The 16,538-nt window shown below is 69.8% G+C and carries 16 protein-coding genes; 10 read left to right on the top strand and 6 right to left on the bottom strand.

Annotated features, from left to right (window positions below; translation table 11 throughout):
* Positions 1 to 3 precede the first annotated feature (3 nt).
* The 4 genes from ACIA8X_RS11005 (at position 4) to ACIA8X_RS10990 (ending at position 3,470) form a co-directional block, all read left to right on the top strand.
* On the top strand, positions 4 to 921 hold the full coding sequence (locus tag ACIA8X_RS11005) for a F0F1 ATP synthase subunit gamma (protein ID WP_393448869.1): 918 nt from the start codon (positions 4 to 6) through the stop codon (positions 919 to 921).
* Positions 921 to 2,357: a F0F1 ATP synthase subunit beta gene (gene atpD, locus ACIA8X_RS11000; RefSeq protein WP_393448872.1), complete on the top strand. Its 1,437-nt coding sequence runs from the start codon at positions 921 to 923 to the stop codon at positions 2,355 to 2,357. The genes ACIA8X_RS11005 and atpD overlap by 1 nt, the downstream gene beginning before the upstream one ends.
* Positions 2,358 to 2,486: 129 nt before the next feature.
* On the top strand, positions 2,487 to 2,861 hold the full coding sequence (locus ACIA8X_RS10995; RefSeq protein ID WP_393448875.1) for a F0F1 ATP synthase subunit epsilon: 375 nt from the start codon (positions 2,487 to 2,489) through the stop codon (positions 2,859 to 2,861).
* 162 nt (positions 2,862 to 3,023) lie between these two features.
* Positions 3,024 to 3,470 (top strand): DUF2550 domain-containing protein, encoded by a 447-nt coding sequence (locus ACIA8X_RS10990; RefSeq protein ID WP_093906582.1) that lies wholly within the window; start codon positions 3,024 to 3,026, stop codon positions 3,468 to 3,470.
* A gap of 21 nt (positions 3,471 to 3,491) precedes the next feature.
* Here ACIA8X_RS10990 and ACIA8X_RS10985 read toward each other — a convergent pair whose 3' ends face one another.
* The 3 genes from ACIA8X_RS10985 to ACIA8X_RS10975 all read right to left on the bottom strand — a co-directional run bounded on the left by ACIA8X_RS10985 (position 3,492) and on the right by ACIA8X_RS10975 (position 7,315).
* The gene (locus tag ACIA8X_RS10985; protein ID WP_393448878.1) at positions 3,492 to 5,315 is read right to left on the bottom strand and encodes a glycosyl hydrolase family 18 protein; all 1,824 of its coding nucleotides are present in this window, start codon (positions 5,313 to 5,315) and stop codon (positions 3,492 to 3,494) included.
* 136 nt (positions 5,316 to 5,451) lie between these two features.
* A complete protein-coding gene (locus tag ACIA8X_RS10980) occupies positions 5,452 to 6,093 on the bottom strand; it encodes a response regulator (RefSeq protein ID WP_393448881.1) in 642 nt (213 codons plus the stop codon).
* A gap of 28 nt (positions 6,094 to 6,121) precedes the next feature.
* Complete coding sequence (locus tag ACIA8X_RS10975) at positions 6,122 to 7,315, bottom strand: sensor histidine kinase (RefSeq protein ID WP_393448884.1); 1,194 nt, start codon at positions 7,313 to 7,315, stop codon at positions 6,122 to 6,124.
* A gap of 174 nt (positions 7,316 to 7,489) precedes the next feature.
* Here ACIA8X_RS10975 and ACIA8X_RS10970 point away from each other — a divergent pair, with 174 nt between their 5' ends.
* Positions 7,490 to 8,095, top strand: a complete 606-nt coding sequence (locus ACIA8X_RS10970) for a hypothetical protein (protein WP_393448887.1) — start codon at positions 7,490 to 7,492, stop codon at positions 8,093 to 8,095.
* Positions 8,096 to 8,225: 130 nt separating this feature from the next.
* Here ACIA8X_RS10970 and ACIA8X_RS10965 read toward each other — a convergent pair whose 3' ends face one another.
* Positions 8,226 to 8,798 carry a cob(I)yrinic acid a,c-diamide adenosyltransferase gene (locus ACIA8X_RS10965; RefSeq protein ID WP_393448889.1) on the bottom strand — a complete coding sequence of 191 codons (573 nt, stop codon included), beginning with the start codon at positions 8,796 to 8,798 and terminating at the stop codon, positions 8,226 to 8,228.
* A gap of 309 nt (positions 8,799 to 9,107) precedes the next feature.
* Here ACIA8X_RS10965 and ACIA8X_RS10960 point away from each other — a divergent pair, with 309 nt between their 5' ends.
* The 3 genes from ACIA8X_RS10960 to ACIA8X_RS10950 all read left to right on the top strand — a co-directional run bounded on the left by ACIA8X_RS10960 (position 9,108) and on the right by ACIA8X_RS10950 (position 13,369).
* Positions 9,108 to 9,956: a 3-hydroxyacyl-CoA dehydrogenase family protein gene (locus ACIA8X_RS10960; RefSeq protein ID WP_393448892.1), complete on the top strand. Its 849-nt coding sequence runs from the start codon at positions 9,108 to 9,110 to the stop codon at positions 9,954 to 9,956.
* 223 nt (positions 9,957 to 10,179) lie between these two features.
* The gene (locus ACIA8X_RS10955) at positions 10,180 to 10,503 is read left to right on the top strand and encodes an STAS domain-containing protein (RefSeq protein WP_093906575.1); all 324 of its coding nucleotides are present in this window, start codon (positions 10,180 to 10,182) and stop codon (positions 10,501 to 10,503) included.
* 283 nt (positions 10,504 to 10,786) lie between these two features.
* Entirely contained in the window at positions 10,787 to 13,369 is a 2,583-nt protein-coding gene (locus ACIA8X_RS10950) for an ATP-binding protein (RefSeq protein ID WP_399458217.1), read from the top strand.
* 96 nt (positions 13,370 to 13,465) lie between these two features.
* Here ACIA8X_RS10950 and nucS read toward each other — a convergent pair whose 3' ends face one another.
* Positions 13,466 to 14,137, bottom strand: coding sequence for an endonuclease NucS (nucS, locus tag ACIA8X_RS10945; protein WP_093906573.1), 672 nt, complete (start codon positions 14,135 to 14,137; stop codon positions 13,466 to 13,468).
* 265 nt (positions 14,138 to 14,402) lie between these two features.
* On the opposite strand from nucS, the gene ACIA8X_RS10940 reads away from it, so the two are divergent.
* On the top strand, positions 14,403 to 14,795 hold the full coding sequence (locus ACIA8X_RS10940; RefSeq protein ID WP_093906572.1) for an SCO5389 family protein: 393 nt from the start codon (positions 14,403 to 14,405) through the stop codon (positions 14,793 to 14,795).
* 144 nt (positions 14,796 to 14,939) lie between these two features.
* Here ACIA8X_RS10940 and ACIA8X_RS10935 read toward each other — a convergent pair whose 3' ends face one another.
* Positions 14,940 to 15,968 (bottom strand): LLM class flavin-dependent oxidoreductase, encoded by a 1,029-nt coding sequence (locus ACIA8X_RS10935; RefSeq protein WP_393448899.1) that lies wholly within the window; start codon positions 15,966 to 15,968, stop codon positions 14,940 to 14,942.
* Between the two features lie 222 nt (positions 15,969 to 16,190).
* Here ACIA8X_RS10935 and ACIA8X_RS10930 point away from each other — a divergent pair, with 222 nt between their 5' ends.
* Positions 16,191 to 16,532 carry an ATP/GTP-binding protein gene (locus tag ACIA8X_RS10930; protein ID WP_393448902.1) on the top strand — a complete coding sequence of 114 codons (342 nt, stop codon included), beginning with the start codon at positions 16,191 to 16,193 and terminating at the stop codon, positions 16,530 to 16,532.
* Positions 16,533 to 16,538: the final 6 nt, after the last annotated feature.

Raw genomic sequence — 16,538 nt, 5'->3', positions numbered from 1 at the left:
CTCATGGGAGCCCAGCTCCGGGTCTACAAGCGTCGCATCCGATCCGTCACCGCGACCAAGAAGATCACCAAGGCGATGGAGATGATCGCCGCCTCGCGTGTCGTCAAGGCACAGCGCAAGGTGGCGGCCTCCACGCCGTACGCGACCGAGCTCACCCGCGCGGTCACGGCGGTGGGTACCGGCTCGAACACCAAGCACCCGCTGACCACGCAGGCCGAGACGGTCACGCGGTCCGCGGTGCTGCTCCTGACGAGCGACCGGGGTCTCGCCGGTGCCTTCAACTCGAACGCCATCAAGACCGCGGAGCAGCTGACCGCGCGTCTGGAGCGCGAGGGCCAGGAGGTCGAGATCTACATCGTCGGCCGCCGTGGTGTCGCCCACTACAACTTCCGTGAGCGCAAGATCGCGGAGTCGTGGAGCGGGTTCACGGACGAGCCGTCGTACGCGGACGCCAAGAAGGTCGCGGCCCCGCTGATCGAGGCGATCGAGAAGGACACGGCCGAGGGCGGCGTGGACGAACTCCACATCGTCTTCACCGAGTTCGTCTCGATGATGACGCAGACGGCCCTCGACGACCGTCTGCTGCCGCTCAGCCTCGAAGAGGTCGCGAAGGAGGCTGCCCCCAAGGGCGAGATCCTTCCGCTGTTCGACTTCGAGCCCTCGGCGGAGGACGTCCTCGACGCCCTGCTGCCGCGCTACGTGGAGAGCCGTATCTACAACGCGCTGCTCCAGTCGGCCGCCTCCAAGCACGCCGCCACGCGGCGCGCGATGAAGTCGGCCACCGACAACGCGGGAGAGCTCATCGAGACGCTCTCGCGGCTTGCCAACGCGGCCCGCCAGGCCGAAATCACCCAGGAAATCAGCGAGATCGTCGGTGGCTCCGCAGCCCTGGCCGACGCGACCGCGGGGAGTGACAGGTAATGACGACGACAGTTGAGACGGCCGTTGCCACGGGCCGCGTCGCCCGGGTCATCGGCCCGGTCGTCGACGTGGAATTCCCCGTCGACGCCATGCCGGAGATCTACAACGCCCTTCACGTCGATGTGGCCGACCCGGCCCAGGACGGCGCGAAGAAGACGCTGACCCTTGAGGTTGCCCAGCACCTGGGTGACGGCCTGGTCCGCACGATCTCGATGCAGCCCACCGACGGTCTGGTCCGCCAGGCCCCGGTCACCGACACCGGTGCCTCCATCACGGTGCCCGTCGGCGACTTCACCAAGGGCAAGGTGTTCAACACCCTCGGTGAGGTGCTGAACGTCGACGAGCAGTACGAGGGCGAGCGCTGGGGCATCCACCGCAAGGCCCCGAACTTCGACGAGCTCGAGTCGAAGACCGAGATGTTCGAGACCGGCGTCAAGGTCATCGACCTTCTCACCCCGTACGTCAAGGGTGGAAAGATCGGTCTGTTCGGCGGTGCCGGCGTCGGCAAGACGGTGCTCATCCAGGAGATGATCTACCGCGTCGCCAACAACCACGACGGTGTCTCCGTGTTCGCCGGTGTCGGCGAGCGCACCCGTGAGGGCAACGACCTCATCGAGGAGATGGCGGACTCGGGCGTCATCGACAAGACCGCCCTGGTCTTCGGCCAGATGGACGAGCCCCCGGGCACCCGTCTGCGCGTCGCGCTGGCCGGCCTCACCATGGCCGAGTACTTCCGTGACGTCCAGAAGCAGGACGTGCTGTTCTTCATCGACAACATCTTCCGCTTCACCCAGGCCGGTTCCGAGGTGTCGACCCTGCTCGGCCGTATGCCCTCCGCGGTGGGCTACCAGCCGAACCTGGCCGACGAGATGGGTCTCCTCCAGGAGCGCATCACCTCGACCCGTGGTCACTCGATCACCTCGATGCAGGCGATCTACGTCCCCGCGGACGACCTGACCGACCCGGCCCCGGCCACCACCTTCGCCCACCTCGACGCGACGACGGTTCTGTCCCGTCCGATCTCCGAGAAGGGCATCTACCCGGCCGTGGACCCGCTGGACTCCACGTCCCGGATCCTGGACCCGCGGTACATCGCGGCGGACCACTACAACACCGCCATGCGTGTCAAGGGGATCCTGCAGAAGTACAAGGACCTCCAGGACATCATCGCCATCCTCGGCATCGACGAGCTCGGCGAGGAGGACAAGCTGGTCGTCCAGCGTGCCCGCCGTGTCGAGCGCTTCCTGTCCCAGAACACCCACGTCGCCAAGCAGTTCACCGGCGTGGACGGCTCGGACGTGCCGCTGGACGAGTCGATCACCGCGTTCAACGCGATCATCGACGGTGAGTTCGACCACTTCCCGGAGCAGGCATTCTTCCTGTGCGGTGGTATCGAGGACCTGAAGAAGAACGCGAAGGAGCTGGGCGTCTCCTGACGCACCGGTGCTTGTGAGCCTTGTGCTCTTGGCGAGGGGGCGGGGCACGTCCCGCCCCCTCTTCCATGCCTACTAGACTTGTAACCAACACCCGGCAGAACCGCCGGGTGGTGACCCGAGGAGCCACCCTTGGCTGCTGAGCTGCACGTCGCTCTGGTCGCCGCCGACCGTGAGGTCTGGTCCGGCGAGGCCACCCTGGTCGTTGCGCGCACCACGTCCGGCGACATCGGCGTCATGCCCGGTCACCAGCCGCTGCTCGGTGTGCTGGAGTCGGGCCCGGTGACCATCCGTACGAGTGATGGTGGAACTGTCATCGTCGCGGTGCACGGCGGTTTCATCTCGTTCGCGGACAACAAGCTGTCGCTGCTGGCCGAGATCGCCGAGCTGTCGGACGAGATCGATGTCCAGCGCGCGGAGCGGGCACTGGAGCGCGCACAGTCGGACGAAGACGCGTCCGCAGGCCGTCGCGCGGAGGTCCGCCTGCAGGCGGCGACGGCGCGCTGACCCACGAGGTCACCTCCCGGGCCCTTTAGGCTCTGGGGGAGCGCTCGCGATGACGTCACTCAGCCGCGGCTGGGACCGGAGCAATCCGGTGCCGGTCGCGGCTGAGGCAGATATGGAAGTTTTTTCCGTTCCGTTACCTAGGAGACGAGGAGGTCGGTGTCGATGGTCCTCGCTCTGACTGTGTGCGGAATCGTTGTCGCCCTGGTGGTGCTGGGGCTGTTCGTCTTCGGCCTGCGCCGCAGGCTCATCCAGCGCTCCGGCGGCACCTTCGACTGTTCCCTGCGCTGGGACGTACCCGAGAAACCCGACACCAGCGGCAAGGGCTGGAGCTACGGCGTCGCCCGCTACAACGGCGACCGCATCGAGTGGTACCGCGTCTTCTCCTACGCCTATCGCCCGCGCCGCATCCTGGAGCGCTCCGCGATCGAGGTCGCCGGCCGTCGTGTCCCCGAGGGCGAGGAGGAGCTGGCGCTCCTCTCCGACGCCGTGATCCTCGCCTGTCTGCACCGGGGCACGCGCCTGGAACTCGCCATGAGCGAAGACGCGCTGACCGGATTTCTCGCGTGGCTTGAGGCAGCCCCGCCCGGTCAGCGCGTCAATGTTGCTTAGTTTGCTTGGTTCGCCTGTTTGTCAGTTGAGCCCGTTGTTGATGGCGGTCACCAGCTCACCGCCCGTGGTGTCGCCGCTGAACTCCCAGAAGAACGCGCCGCCCAGGCCCTGGTTCTTGGCCCAGGTCATCTTCCCGGCGATGGTCGACGGGGTGTCGTACGACCACCAGTTGTTGCCGCAGTGCGCGTACGCCGTGCCGGCGATGGTGCCGTTGGCCGGGCAGGAGTTCTTCAGGACCTTGTAGTCCTCGATGCCCGCCTCATAGGTGCCGGGAGCCGCGCCGGTCGCCGAGCCGCCGGGGGCGGACTGGGTGACGCCGGTCCAGCCGCGGCCGTAGAAGCCGATGCCGAGCAGCAGCTTGGCGGACGGTACGCCCTTGGACTTGAGCTTGGCGATGGCGTCCGCGGAGTTGAAGCCGGCCTGCGGGATGCCGGCGTACGAGGTGAGCGGCGAGTGCGGGGCGGTGGGGCCGTCCGCGTCGAAGGCGCCGAAGTAGTCGTACGTCATCACGTTGTACCAGTCGAGGTACTGTGCGGCGCCGCCGTAGTCGGCCGCGTCGAGCTTGCCGCCGGACGAGCCGTCGGCGGTGATGGCCGCGGTGACCAGGTAGTTCGAGCCGAACTCGGTACGCAGCGCGGACATCAGGTTCTTGAAGGCCGCAGGTCCTGAGGTGTCGCAGGTCAGGCCGCAGGCGTTGGGGTACTCCCAGTCGATGTCGATGCCGTCGAAGACGTCGGCCCAGCGCGGGTCCTCGACCACGGCCTTGCAGGACTTGGCGAACGCGGCGGCGTTCTGCGCCGCCTGGCCGAAGCCGCCGGAGTAGGTCCAGCCGCCGAAGGAGTACAGCACCTTGATGTGCGGGTACTTGGCCTTGAGCTGGCGGAGCTGGTTGAAGTTGCCGCGCAGCGGCTGGTCCCAGGTGTCGGCGGCGCCGCTGACGGACTGGTCGGCGGTGTAGGCCTTGTCGTAGGCGGCGTAGGTGTCGTCGACGGTGCACTGACCGTTCTTGACGTTGCCGAACGCGTAGTTGATGTGCGTGATCTTCGACGCGGAGCCGGAGGTCACCAGGTTCTTGACGTGGTAGTTGCGGCCGTAGACGCCCCACTCGGTGAAGTAGCCGAGCTTGACCTTGTCGCCGGTCGGGGGCGGGTCCGTGGTGCCGCCGGTGGTGCGCACCGCGCGGGATGCGCTGACCGGGCCGGTCTGGTCGGCGGTGTCGCGGGCCTGGACGGTGTAGGAGTAGTCGGTGCCTGCGGTCAGGCCGGAGTCGGTGTACGAGGTGGTCGTCACCGTCGCGACCTTGGTGCCGTCGCGCAGGACGTCGTAGTTCTTGACGCCGTTGTCGTCGGTGGCGGCCGACCAGCTCAGCTTCGCCGAGGTGTTGGTGATGTCGGAGGCGGTGGGGGTGCCGGGGGCGGACGGCGGGTTGTCGCCGGGGACGCTGCCGCCGTCGCAGCTGCCGCTGTTGAGCTTGCAGTTGGCGGGGGAACCGGCGCCGGTGCCGTTGAATCCGAAGGTGACGGAGGCGCCGGGGGCGAGAGTGCCGTTCCAGGACTTGTTCTTGGCGGTCCAGTGGGTGCCGGAGGAGGTGACGTCGGCGTCCCAGGAGGAGGTGACGGAGGTGCCGGAGGGGAAGTCCCACTCGACGGTCCAGGAGCTGAGGGCCGTGGTTCCGGTGTTCTTCACCGTCCACTTGCCCTCGAAGCCGGAGCCCCAGTCCTGGGTCTTGGCGTAGGTGGCGGTGGCGGATGTCGCGGCTTCGGCCGGGCTCGCGAGGCCGACGAGACCGGCCAGCGGGAGCAACAGGGTCGCGAACCCTGCCGCGGCTCTGTGTCTGAAGCGCATGCTGCGCCTCCTTGGTGGGGAGTCAGGGGGGCGCGACTGAGCCTCACGCCCACTCATGGTGCGGTGAGAATAGAAAGGTCTGGACCATCGGTCAATAGGTCTGGACCAGTAGCCTTCCGCTCCCCGCTCCGCCCCGCTAGATCCCCAACTCCTGTGCCAGCACGGCCGCTTGGACCCGGCTGCGCAACTCCAGCTTGCCCAGCAACCGGCTGACGTGCGTCTTCACCGTCGCCTCGGCCATGTCGAGCCGGGTCGCGATGTCCGCGTTGGACAGACCCTCCCCGAGGCAGGACAGCACCTCGCGCTCGCGGCGCGTGAGGGCGTCCAGGACGGACGGGTCGGCCGTCGACTGCCGGGCCGGCTTCGCGCCGAACTCGGCGATCAGGCGCCGGGTGACGGCCGGGGCGATCAGACCCTCGCCGCGCGCCACCGTCCGCACCGCCTCGATCAGGTCCTTCGCCTCGGTGTTCTTCAGCAGGAACCCCGCCGCCCCGGCCCGCAGCGCCCCGAACACGTACTCGTCGAGGTCGAAGGTGGTGAGCACGAGGACGTCGGCCAGCCCCTCGGCGACCACCTGCCGGGTCGCCGACACCCCGTCGAGGCGCGGCATCTGCACGTCCATCAGCACCAGGTCTGGCCGCAGTTCACGGGCCATGGCCACGGCCTGCTCGCCGTCCGCAGCCTCACCGACCACCTCGATGTCGGGGGCGCTGCGCAGGATGAGGACGAGTCCGGCGCGAACGGCGGACTGGTCCTCGGCGACGAGGACGCGGATCATGCCCTGTCTCCCTTCACTCGCTGTCTCCTCACCCTCGGTCTCCTTCGGTCAACGGGAGCGTGGCGCGTACGGTCCAGATCTTGCCGTGGGCGGAGGCCGGGTCCTGCCGGGGCCCCGCCTCGAACGCGCCGCCCAGCAGCGCGACCCGCTCCCGCATCCCGACAAGACCGGCCCCCGAGCCCGGCGCGCGGGGCCCGTCGCTGTCGCCGAAGGGGCTGGTCACGGCGACGGTGAGAGCACCGCCGCGCTGGGCCAGCTCGACGGTGACCCGGCCGGGGGAAGCGTGCTTGAGGGCGTTGGTCAGGGACTCCTGGACGATGCGGTAGGCGGCGAGCTCGACCGGGGCGGGGACGGCGCCGTGGGCGGCTTCGAGGGTGACGTCGAGGCCGTTGGTGCGGGCGCCGTCGACCAGCACGCCGAGCCCGTCGAGCGTGGGGGCGGCGACCGGCTCGGTGTCGCCGCTGGAATCGCGCAGGATGCCGATGAGCCGGCGCATCTCCGCGAGCCCCTCGACACTGTTCTCCCGGATGACCGAGAGCGCCTCACGGGAGGTCTTCGGGGTGTCGAGGGAGAGCGCTGCCGTGGAGTGGATGGCGATCGCGGAGAGGTGGTTGGCGACCATGTCGTGCAACTCGCGTGCCATGCGGGCGCGTTCCGAGGAGACGGCCTGGGTGCGGTCCATCTCGGCGAGCAGTGCGGTCTGTTCGGCGCGCAGCCGGGCGGCCTCGGCGGCGTCGCGGTGGTTGCGGACGACCCAGCCGGTGAGGGCCGGCATCAGCCCGACCAGGCCGATGACCACGCCGACCAGCAGGGCCTCGGGCACCCGCCACACCGCGACGGGCACCACCGTGCCGACCACCGTGAACAGCCCGGCGATCCAGGGGACGCGGATCGCGGTGGCGGGCGGCCCGTACACCACGGCCGCGTACACGAGGTCGGTGAACATCACGACGGTGACCAGGTTGCCCTGGGTGAGGGTGTCCGCGGTCAGCGCGACCCAGCCCACCAGCAGGGCCGTACGCGGCAGGGTGCGGCGCATCGCCTCGCAGCCGGCGGTCACGACGAGCGGCAGCAGGATGGGCCAGCGGCCGTCGAAGAGCACGATCGGGTCGTCGTCCGGCCGGGTTCCGATGCCCACGCCCCAGATCAGCAGGCCCCCGAGCAGTCCGGCGAGCCCGGCGTACACGTCGAAGTGGTTCGGGCGGGGGAGTCGTACGGCCATGTCCCCATCCAACACGGGACGGGCGCCCGACGCCTGATCCCGGGGAAGGGTCGTGGACTGCATCTTTCGATGTAGCACGACGTCACCTTTCGATGTACGGCGGGTTCGTCACCGCCGACGACGAAAGCGGCCGACCTGGACGGGAGCCTGGGAGATGACCGAAGGGAGCAAGTTGTGATCGTCGCCCTCATCATCGCCTGCGAGGTCGGCTTCTGGGTGCTGCTGGCGCTGGGCCTGGCCGTCCGCTACCTGCTGAAGTGGCGCCGGACGAGCGTGGTGCTGCTGCTGTGCGAGCCGGTACTGGAGCTGGTCCTGTTCATCGCGACCGCGATCGACCTGAAGAACGGCGCCGAACCGAGCTGGGAGCACGGTGTCGCGGCGCTCTACATCGGCTACACCGTCGCGTTCGGCCACTACACGATCCGCTGGCTCGACGGCCACGCCGCCCACCGCCTGGGCGGCGCCCCGCCCCCGCGGAAGCCACCGCGCTACGGCCGTGCCCGCGCCCGGCACGAGGCCCGGCTGTGGCTGCGGGCGGTGTTCGGCGGCGCGGTGGCGCTGGGACTGCTCCAGCTCGCCGTCTGGTACGTCGGCGACTCGGGGGACGTCAGCTCGCTGCGCGCCTTCCAGTGGGTGGCGATCCGCACGGTCGGCATCTACGGCCTGATCGCCCTCGGGTACTGGATCTGGCCGAAGAAGGCCCCCGCGGGCGCGGAGGACACGGAGGAGGAGCCCCGGCACACGACGGGGAAGACGGGGGAGGAGCGTGTCCGGTCGTGAGCCGGGCGGACCGGCCGCGCCCTGAAGGGGCGCGGGCTGTCTCGAAATGCGGCTCCGCCGCGCCGGCGCGACCAGCCACGATGGCGCCGCAGACGATCGACGGCATGTCGCGGCACAGCCAGCGGAGCGCCTAGCGCTCGCCGCCCGGCACCCACAGCACGTCACCGACCTCCTTGTTGGCCGTCCGGGCCAGGATGAACAGCAGGTCGGACAGTCGGTTGAGGTAGGTCGCGGTGAGGGGGTTCATGGTCTCGCCGTGGACCTCCAGCGCGGCCCATGTGGAGCGCTCGGCACGCCGTACGACCGTGCAGGCCTGGTGGAGGAGGGCGGCGCCCTGGGTGCCGCCCGGCAGGATGAAGGAGCGCAGCTTCTCCAACTGCTCGTTGAAGTGGTCGCAGTCCGCTTCGAGCCGGTCGATGTAGAACTGCTCGACCCTGAGCGGCGGGAACTCCGGGTTCTCCACCACCGGCGTCGACAGGTCCGCGCCCACGTCGAACAGGTCGTTCTGCACCCGGGTGAGCACCTTGACGACCTCCTCGCCCAGGTTCCCCAGCGTGATCGCCGTCCCGAGCACCGCGTTCGCCTCGTTGGCGTCCGCGTACGCGGAGATCCGCAGATCGGTCTTGGCGACCCGGCTCATGTCGCCGAGGGCCGTGGTGCCCTGGTCGCCGGTCCTGGTGTAGATGCGCGTCAGATTGACCATACGGCCAATCTAGACGCTGCCTTCCGGACGACCGAGCCCTCCCTTTCGTACGTTCATTCTTATGTCGCACCCGTGTCCTGAATCGCGGGGTCTCGTTGACGAGAAGAGGCGTCAATCGGCGTGGGCGCGCACGGCCTTGGCCGTCGGACGGTGAGTCGTGACCGGCGTCTCACGCCGTGAGACCGTGACTCGCGTTACTAACCGGTCACACAGTGCCTCACTGGCGCTAAGGTCCGCCGAAGAGGCAATCGTAAACAGCGTGTAAGCGCACGCGCAGTCATGCTGCCGTGATTCAAAGGGGAGTCGTCAGTGGCACGGAAGCTCGCCGTCATCGGGGCCGGACTCATGGGTTCCGGCATCGCCCAGGTCTCTGCTCAGGCGGGCTGGGAGGTGGTCCTGCGTGACGTCACCGATGAGGCGCTGAAGCGTGGCACCGACGGCATCAAGGCCTCGTACGACAAGTTCGTCAACAAGGGCAAGCTGGAGGCGCACGACGCCGACGCCGCGCTCGCCCGCATCACCGCGACCACCGACCTGGACGCCGCCGCCGACGCGGACATCGTCGTCGAGGCCGTCTTCGAGAAGCTGGAGGTCAAGCACGAGATCTTCCGCACGCTCGACAAGATCGTGCGCGACGACACCGTGCTCGCCTCCAACACCTCCGCCATCCCGATCACCAAGATCGCGGCGGCCACCGAGCGCCCGGAGCGGGTCGTCGGTGTGCATTTCTTCTCGCCGGTGCCGATGATGCAACTCGTCGAACTGGTCCGCGGGTACAAGACGAGCGACGAAACCCTCGCCACCGCGCGGGAGTTCGCCGAGTCCGTCGGCAAGACTTGCATCGTCGTCAACCGGGACGTCGCCGGCTTCGTCACCACCCGCCTCATCTCGGCGCTGGTCGTCGAGGCCACCAAGCTCTACGAGTCGGGCGTCGCCACCGCCGAGGACATCGACCTCGCCTGCAAGCTGGGCTTCGGTCACGCCATGGGCCCCCTCGCCACGGCTGACCTCACCGGCGTCGACATCCTGCTGCACGCCACCGGCAACATCTACACCGAGTCCCAGGACGAGAAGTTCGCCCCGCCGGAGCTGATGCGCCGGATGGTGGACGCGGGTGACATCGGCCGCAAGAGCGGGCAAGGCTTTTACAGCTACTGAGCATTCGTAAAGCACCGCACATCCCCTGAGCGCATCACGCGATGGGGTGAATTCGGTATCGGTTCGCTTACAGACGGCAACCTCCGGGCGCTCTACGCAGTCAGAGGTTGCATCACCTGCCACAGCGAAGACTCATAGCAAACACAGCCACAGGCAACCACGGGCACAGACGCAGACACAGACAACGCATCGCGGAGTACGAACGCACGCTTGGGGAGCGCATATGTACATCAGGGGCGACCACGCCGAGCTGGTCGTCGGGGGCCGCCTCGACGTCCGCAGCGCGGCGGACGCCCGTACGGTCCTGCACTCGGCCGTCGACGACGGAGTCGGCGATCTGGTGCTGGATCTGTCCGAGCTGGAGTTCTGGGACGCCACCGGACTCGGGGTGATCATGGGGGCCCACCGACGGGCCGGCCGCTGCGGCCGGCGCCTGGTGCTGCGCGGCGTACCGCCGCAGATGCAGCGCCTGCTGGTGGCCACCCGGCTGCACCGGATCCTGGCGATCGAGGGCGGCATCGGGGTGGAGTCACTGCCCCGGGTGTGACACGCGGCACGGGTGGGACGGGACAGCCGGGCGTTCCGGCTGCGAAGCGAACGTCGGGCACAATCCTCACGAGACTGTGACGTCTCGGACGGCGCGGTACCCCGATCTGTCGTAGATACTGTGCGAAGGTTTAGGGTTCGGCTGCCCGCCGACTAGACAAACCCCTTCGAGCGGGCCCGGACCAGAAGCGACAGCGCGGTGTGCAAAGGCCGGGAGGGGCCCGGATCCTGTCGCCGAAGACAGGAAGCCACAGCACACGACGCTTTTGGGGGGCTTGAAACCTATGGACCCGAACACCCGGGGACCCGAGGAGTACGGCCATGACGCCGACGGCCAGTCGTCGCGCCAGCGCCCGCCAAGGGATCCCCTCACACCCGACTTCGGACAGCACTCGCCCGCACTCGCCCGCACCGTGCAACTGGTCTCGGGCGACTTCCTGCTCACCGTCAACCCCGTCGACGGCAGCGAGATCGAGGCCTGCCCGCCGGCGGAGCGCCCCGCGCGACCCGGGAAGCTGAGCCCGGCCGAACGCGCCGAGGCCGACCGCGCCGCCAGACCGCCCGTCCCACCCGGCCCGACCCGTCCGGCACAGCCGCTGCTGTCCCGCCAGGACGAACGCGAGCAACTGGTACGGATGCTCGCCCGCGGCCGCTCCGTACGCCTCGTCGGCTCTCCGGGCGCCGGCCGCACCAGCCTCCTCGACCTCGTCGCCGAGGACTGCGAGGATCTTGCCCCCGACGGTGTGGTCCGCCTCACCGGCTTCCATCGCGCACCCGCCGACCTGCTGTACGACCTCTTCCACGCCGTCTACAGCGCACCCCTGCACCGCCCGGACCGGGACGAACTGCTCACCTTCGTCCGCGAGGTCGGCGCCGTCGTCGTCCTGGACGACATCGAGTTCGGCGGCGCCGCTCTCGACGAGCTGCTGGACGCGACCCCGGAGTGCGCCTTCCTGATCGGCGCCACACCCGACGTGCCCGCGCCGTCTGTCGAGTCCGGCATCGAGGACGTCGTCCTCGGCGGGCTCGACCGTGCCGAGAGCGTGGACCTCCTGGAGCGCGGGGTCGGCCGGGTCCTCACCGAGGACGAGCTGAACTGGGCGGGCGACCTGTGGTTCGAGTCGGAGGGCCTGCCGCTCAGGTTCGTCCAGGCCGGGGCGCTGCTGCGGCAGCGGGACCGGCTGCGGGCCGGCGCGGACGCCGTCGACGAGTACGGCGTCTTCGAGGACGCGGCCCCCGTCGACGCGCCCTTCGACGCTCCAATCGGCGGCGAGACAGGCAACGAGGACGTGCCGCTGCCGTCGCTCGGCGAGGCGGCCGGCCCCGCGCCGCTGCTCGCCTCGCGGCTCAGCGCCTCGGCCCGCGCCACCCTGAAGTTCGCCGTCGCGCTCGGCGGCGAGGTGCCGCACCAGGCGCACCTGCCCGCGCTCGTCGGTGACACCCACGCGGACGCCGCGCTGGGCGAGCTCGCCGACTGCGGGCTGGTCTCGCCCGTCGGCTCCCGCTACCGCCTCGCCGCGGGCGTACAGGCCCAGCTGGAGGCCGCCGGATACGCCGAGGACGTCAAGGGCGGCGCCCTCACCGCCGCCCGGCACTACGCCTGGTGGGCCGGGCACCCGTCGGTCACGCCGGAGCGTGTGTGCGCCGAGGCCGACGCCGTGCTCGCCGCGCTGGGCGTGCTGGTGCCGACCACGAGCCCGCCCGCCGAGGGCGAGGACAGCCCGACCGTGCAGCTGGCCCGCACGGCCGCGCCCGCCTTCGCCGCGGGGCTGCACTGGAGCGCCTGGGAGCGGGTGCTGCGGGCCGGCGCCGAGGCCGCCCGCCTGGCCGGTGACGTCTCCGAGCAGGCGTACTTCCACCACGAACTGGGCATCCACGCGCTCTGCGGCGGCCGGCTTGACCGGGCCCGCGCCGAGCTGGAGACCTCCATCGGGCTGCGCGGCGCCCTCGCCGACAAGCGCGGCACGGTCGCGGGCCGCCGGGCCCTGGCGCTGGTCTCGGACCGCTCCGGTACGACGCCGGGGGTGGGCGTGGCCGCGTTCGGCGCGACCGCGGGGGAGGAGGTGCCGGACGCCCGGTACGAGGAGTCGCAGTCGCCGCCGGGTGGCGTGCCGGCCGCGTTCCCCACGGGCGGCGACACCACGGTGCTGGTCACCCACCAGTCGTCCGCTCAGTCGTCCCCGTCGGCCGCGCACAAGGGCCGCGGCGGCGTCCGGAACTTCGCGCGGCGCAACCTCGTCGCGGCCGGCGCGGGCGCGCTCCTCGTGGCGGTGCTCGGCACGGTGGTGACGCTCGGGGCGACCTCCGACAACGACCCGAACGTCCCGGCCGACCAGGTCGGCGTCAACCCGTCCGCGAGCCAGGGCGTCGGCGACGACAGCCTGGGCGCGGACAAGGCCGAGGGCGACGACGACAAGAACACCGGCGACACCGGCACGGCGACGAGCCGACCGACGGATCCGGGCCCTGACGGGACGTACGGGACGGCGGACGACCCGACGCCGACGGATGGCTCCACGGAGCCGTCGGACGACCCGAGTGGCACAAGCGGTTCCGGCGGGGGCACGTCGAGTTCGCCGACGAAGCCGACATCCAAGCCGACATCCAAGCCGACCGAGTCGGATCCGCCTTCGCCCACGGAGTCGGAGACGCCTCCACCGACTGACTCGGAGACACCTACGCCGTCGGCGTCGGAGACGCCCACGCCGACGGCTTCGCCATCGCCCCCGGAGACATCCACCACGGCCAGTGGTCCGGCTCCGTCCAGCCCGGCGGAGACCACCAGCTCGGCGAGCGCCCCGGCATCCACCGACGAGGGCACGCCGAGCACCACCTCGGACTCGGTGATCTCGGACTCGGTGATCTGAGGCGCCGATCAGGACAAGAGGGCCGGGTCCACCAGGACCCGGCCCTCACTGTCGTAAAAAAATCGAGGTCGGCCAAGAACGGCCAAGAACGGTCGGTCAGAACAACCGCAACTTGTCGTCCTCGATCCCCCGCATCGCGTCATAGTCCAGCACCTGGCACCCGATCCCCCGGTCCGTCGCCAGGACCCGGGCCTGCGGCTTGATCTCCTGGGCCGCGAAGATGCCGCGCACCGGCGCGAGATGGGGGTCGCGGTTCAACAGGTCGAGGTAGCGCGTGAGTTGCTCCACGCCGTCGATCTCGCCCCGGCGCTTGATCTCGACCGCGACCGTCTGGCCCTCGGCGTCCCGGCACAGGATGTCGACCGGCCCGATGGCCGTCATGTATTCGCGGCGGATGAGCGTGTAGCCCTCGCCCAGCGTCTCGATGCGGTCGGCGAGGAGTTCCTGGAGGTGCGCTTCCACGCCGTCCTTGATCAGGCCAGGATCCACGCCCAGTTCGTGCGAGGAGTCATGGAGGATCTCCTCCATCGTGATGATCAGCTTCTCGCCCGCTTTGTTGGTGACCGTCCAGACGTCCTGCTGCTCGCCGTCCCCCTCCTTCAGCGTGCAGGGCGGCGACATCCAGTTCAGGGGTTTGTAGGCCCGGTCGTCCGCGTGGATCGACACGCTGCCGTCCGCCTTGACCAGGATCAGACGGGGTGCCGTGGGCAGATGGGCGGTGAGCCGGCCCGCGTAGTCGACGGAGCATCGGGCAATGACGAGACGCATGGTCGGCAACGCTACTCGACGGGTCCCGGTGGACGCGATTCGCCCTGCGAGAGTCCGTATGACCCCGGACTGCCCCTGTTCATTTCTGGCCGATTGTGTGCCTAACGAGGACCGCCCATGTACGCATTCTCCTGGTGCCGTCACCGTCCGTTGCCTACCGTATTAAACGGGAGGTCGCGAGGCGTGTACACAGAGTGTCCGGTATCGCGAACTTCCTTATCTGTCCGGCAACCCCTGCTACTGCGGGGGTGCGAGAGGAGAACCCATGTCGCTCGACGTCTCACCGGCCCTACTCGAACAGGCCGAGCGAGGCGAGGTCGACGAAGCAGCCTTCGTCGACTGCGTCCGGACCTCCCTGCCCTATGCGTGGGAGATGATCAGCTCCCTGGTGGCCCAGCTGAAGGTCGACGGCGGCTCGTTCGCCGACAACCAGACGCCCCCGCCGGACGAGCAGGCACGTGGCCAGCTGCTGCGTGCGCTTGCGAGTGACGCGATACGCGGCGCGCTGCAGCGGCACTTCGGGGTGCGACTGGCCTTCCAGAACTGCCACCGGGTGGCGGTGTTCCCGCTTGACGTCTCGGTCGACGAGACGCATGCCCGCTTCACCTCGGTCCGCAGTCAGGTGCTGAACCAGTCCCCGGAATTCCGGGACTGCTGACGCAGTGACCCGCTTGCTTGCCGCTCCTTACGCGGGAGGTGCATTGAGTAGTGGGGCGGCAAGCCCTCCTGGCGGACCGGGGGTTCAGGTGTGACCGGGCCGTGCAATCCTCGGCAGGGCGGTTCAGGGCCTGTGGACAGGCTCTCAGCCGAGGTGTGGCAGCACTTCGGTGCCCAGCCGTCGTACGTTCTCCTCGGTCGCCGCCAGGTCGCCCGAGCCCTCGACGAGCAGGGCGAAGCGGGAGATGCCGGTCCGTTCGCTGGTCGCCGCCAGGCGGTCGGCGCACAGCCGCGGGGTGCCCACCGGGTGCAGCCCGCAGAGCAGTTCGGTGTAGGCCAGCGGGTCGCGCATCGCGCGATGGCGGCCGTCCACGGTCACATGGGCCTCCAGGCCCTGCCGGAGCCAGCCCGGCATCGCCTTCGTGAGGCTCTCGACCGCGTCCGTGCGACGGTCCGCGATCTGGCAGACGCCGGCCGACACATGGGCCGCGCCGTGGATCTCGTCCGCCGGCCGACCGGCCGCGCGGGCCAGGTCCCGCCACAGGGCGACCATCTCGGCCTTCTCCTCGTCGCCCACATGCATCCCGAGCAGCATCGGCAGCCCGCGCTCGGCCGCGAGACGCACGCTCCGCGGCGATGTACAGGCCACGACGACCTCGGGCCCCTCGGCGTCCGTGAGGCAGTCCGACGGCCTTGGTACGACGGGGACTTCGCGGAAGCCGAACCGCTCGCCGACGGCCGCGACCGAGGGTTCGCGCAGCCAGCGCAGCAGCAGATCGAGTGATTCCGGGAACCCCTCCTCGTACGCCTTGAGGCCCTGGCCGAACACCTCCAGGTCGACCCAGGGTCCGCCGCGCCCCACGCCCAGCGAGAACCGCCCGCCGGAGGTGATGTGCAGCAGCGCGGCCTGTTCGCCGACGGCCACCGGGTGGGCGGTGGGCAGCACGCTGACCGCCGTGCCGACCCGCAGTCGCCTGGTGCGGCCGAGCAGTAACGCGGCCAGGGTGATCGCGGACGGGCAGGTGCCGTACGGCACGAAGTGGTGCTCGGCCAGCCAGACCGAGTCGAGGCCCGCTTCCTCGGCGACCTCGGCGGAGCGGACCGCACGGTGCAGCGCTTCCCCGTCGCCCTGCCCCGGGAACCGGGCCGCCAACACGAAACTTCCTACGCGCATTGCTTTTCCTGCTTCCTTGGCTCCGACGCGGAGCTCCCCCACCCGGCATAACCGTCTGACACGTGCCGAGGACACGGCTTGGCGAAGAGATTTGCGGATTGTCGGGAGAACGAATCGCCGAAGTGCGGGACTTGTGGGGGTTGGTGCCGTACGGCTACCCCTGTCCGTGCCGCGTAGGCTGGACATGACCCGTGCATCCTGTATAGCCCCGAGAGGTGTTCCGTGTCCCCGCGTCGCAACCGACCGAATGGCCCCCAGGGCGGTGCCTCGTCCGCGCACAGCGCCGAGGCCGACCGGTCCGGCCGTTACGGCGGCTGGCAGTCCACGGAGAACTGGCAGGGCGAGGACTGGAACGTGCGGCATGTGGCGGGCGCGAGCGCACAGGGCAAGTCGTACCGCTGCCCGGGCTGCGACCAGATGATCCCGGACGGCGTCCCGCACGTCGTCGCCTGGCCGGACCACGGGGGCGTCGACGACCGCCGCCACTGGCACAAGGCGTGCTGGAACGCGAAGGACCGCCGCACCACGCGGGTGCAGCGGTCCCGTAACGCGCCGAGGTTCTGAGCCGGT

The organism is Streptomyces sp. NPDC051738, assembly GCF_044453205.1.
Classification (GTDB): domain Bacteria; phylum Actinomycetota; class Actinomycetes; order Streptomycetales; family Streptomycetaceae; genus Streptomyces.
Note: the sequence above shows the minus strand (reverse complement) of the source record. Positions and strands in the feature narration are given on the sequence as shown.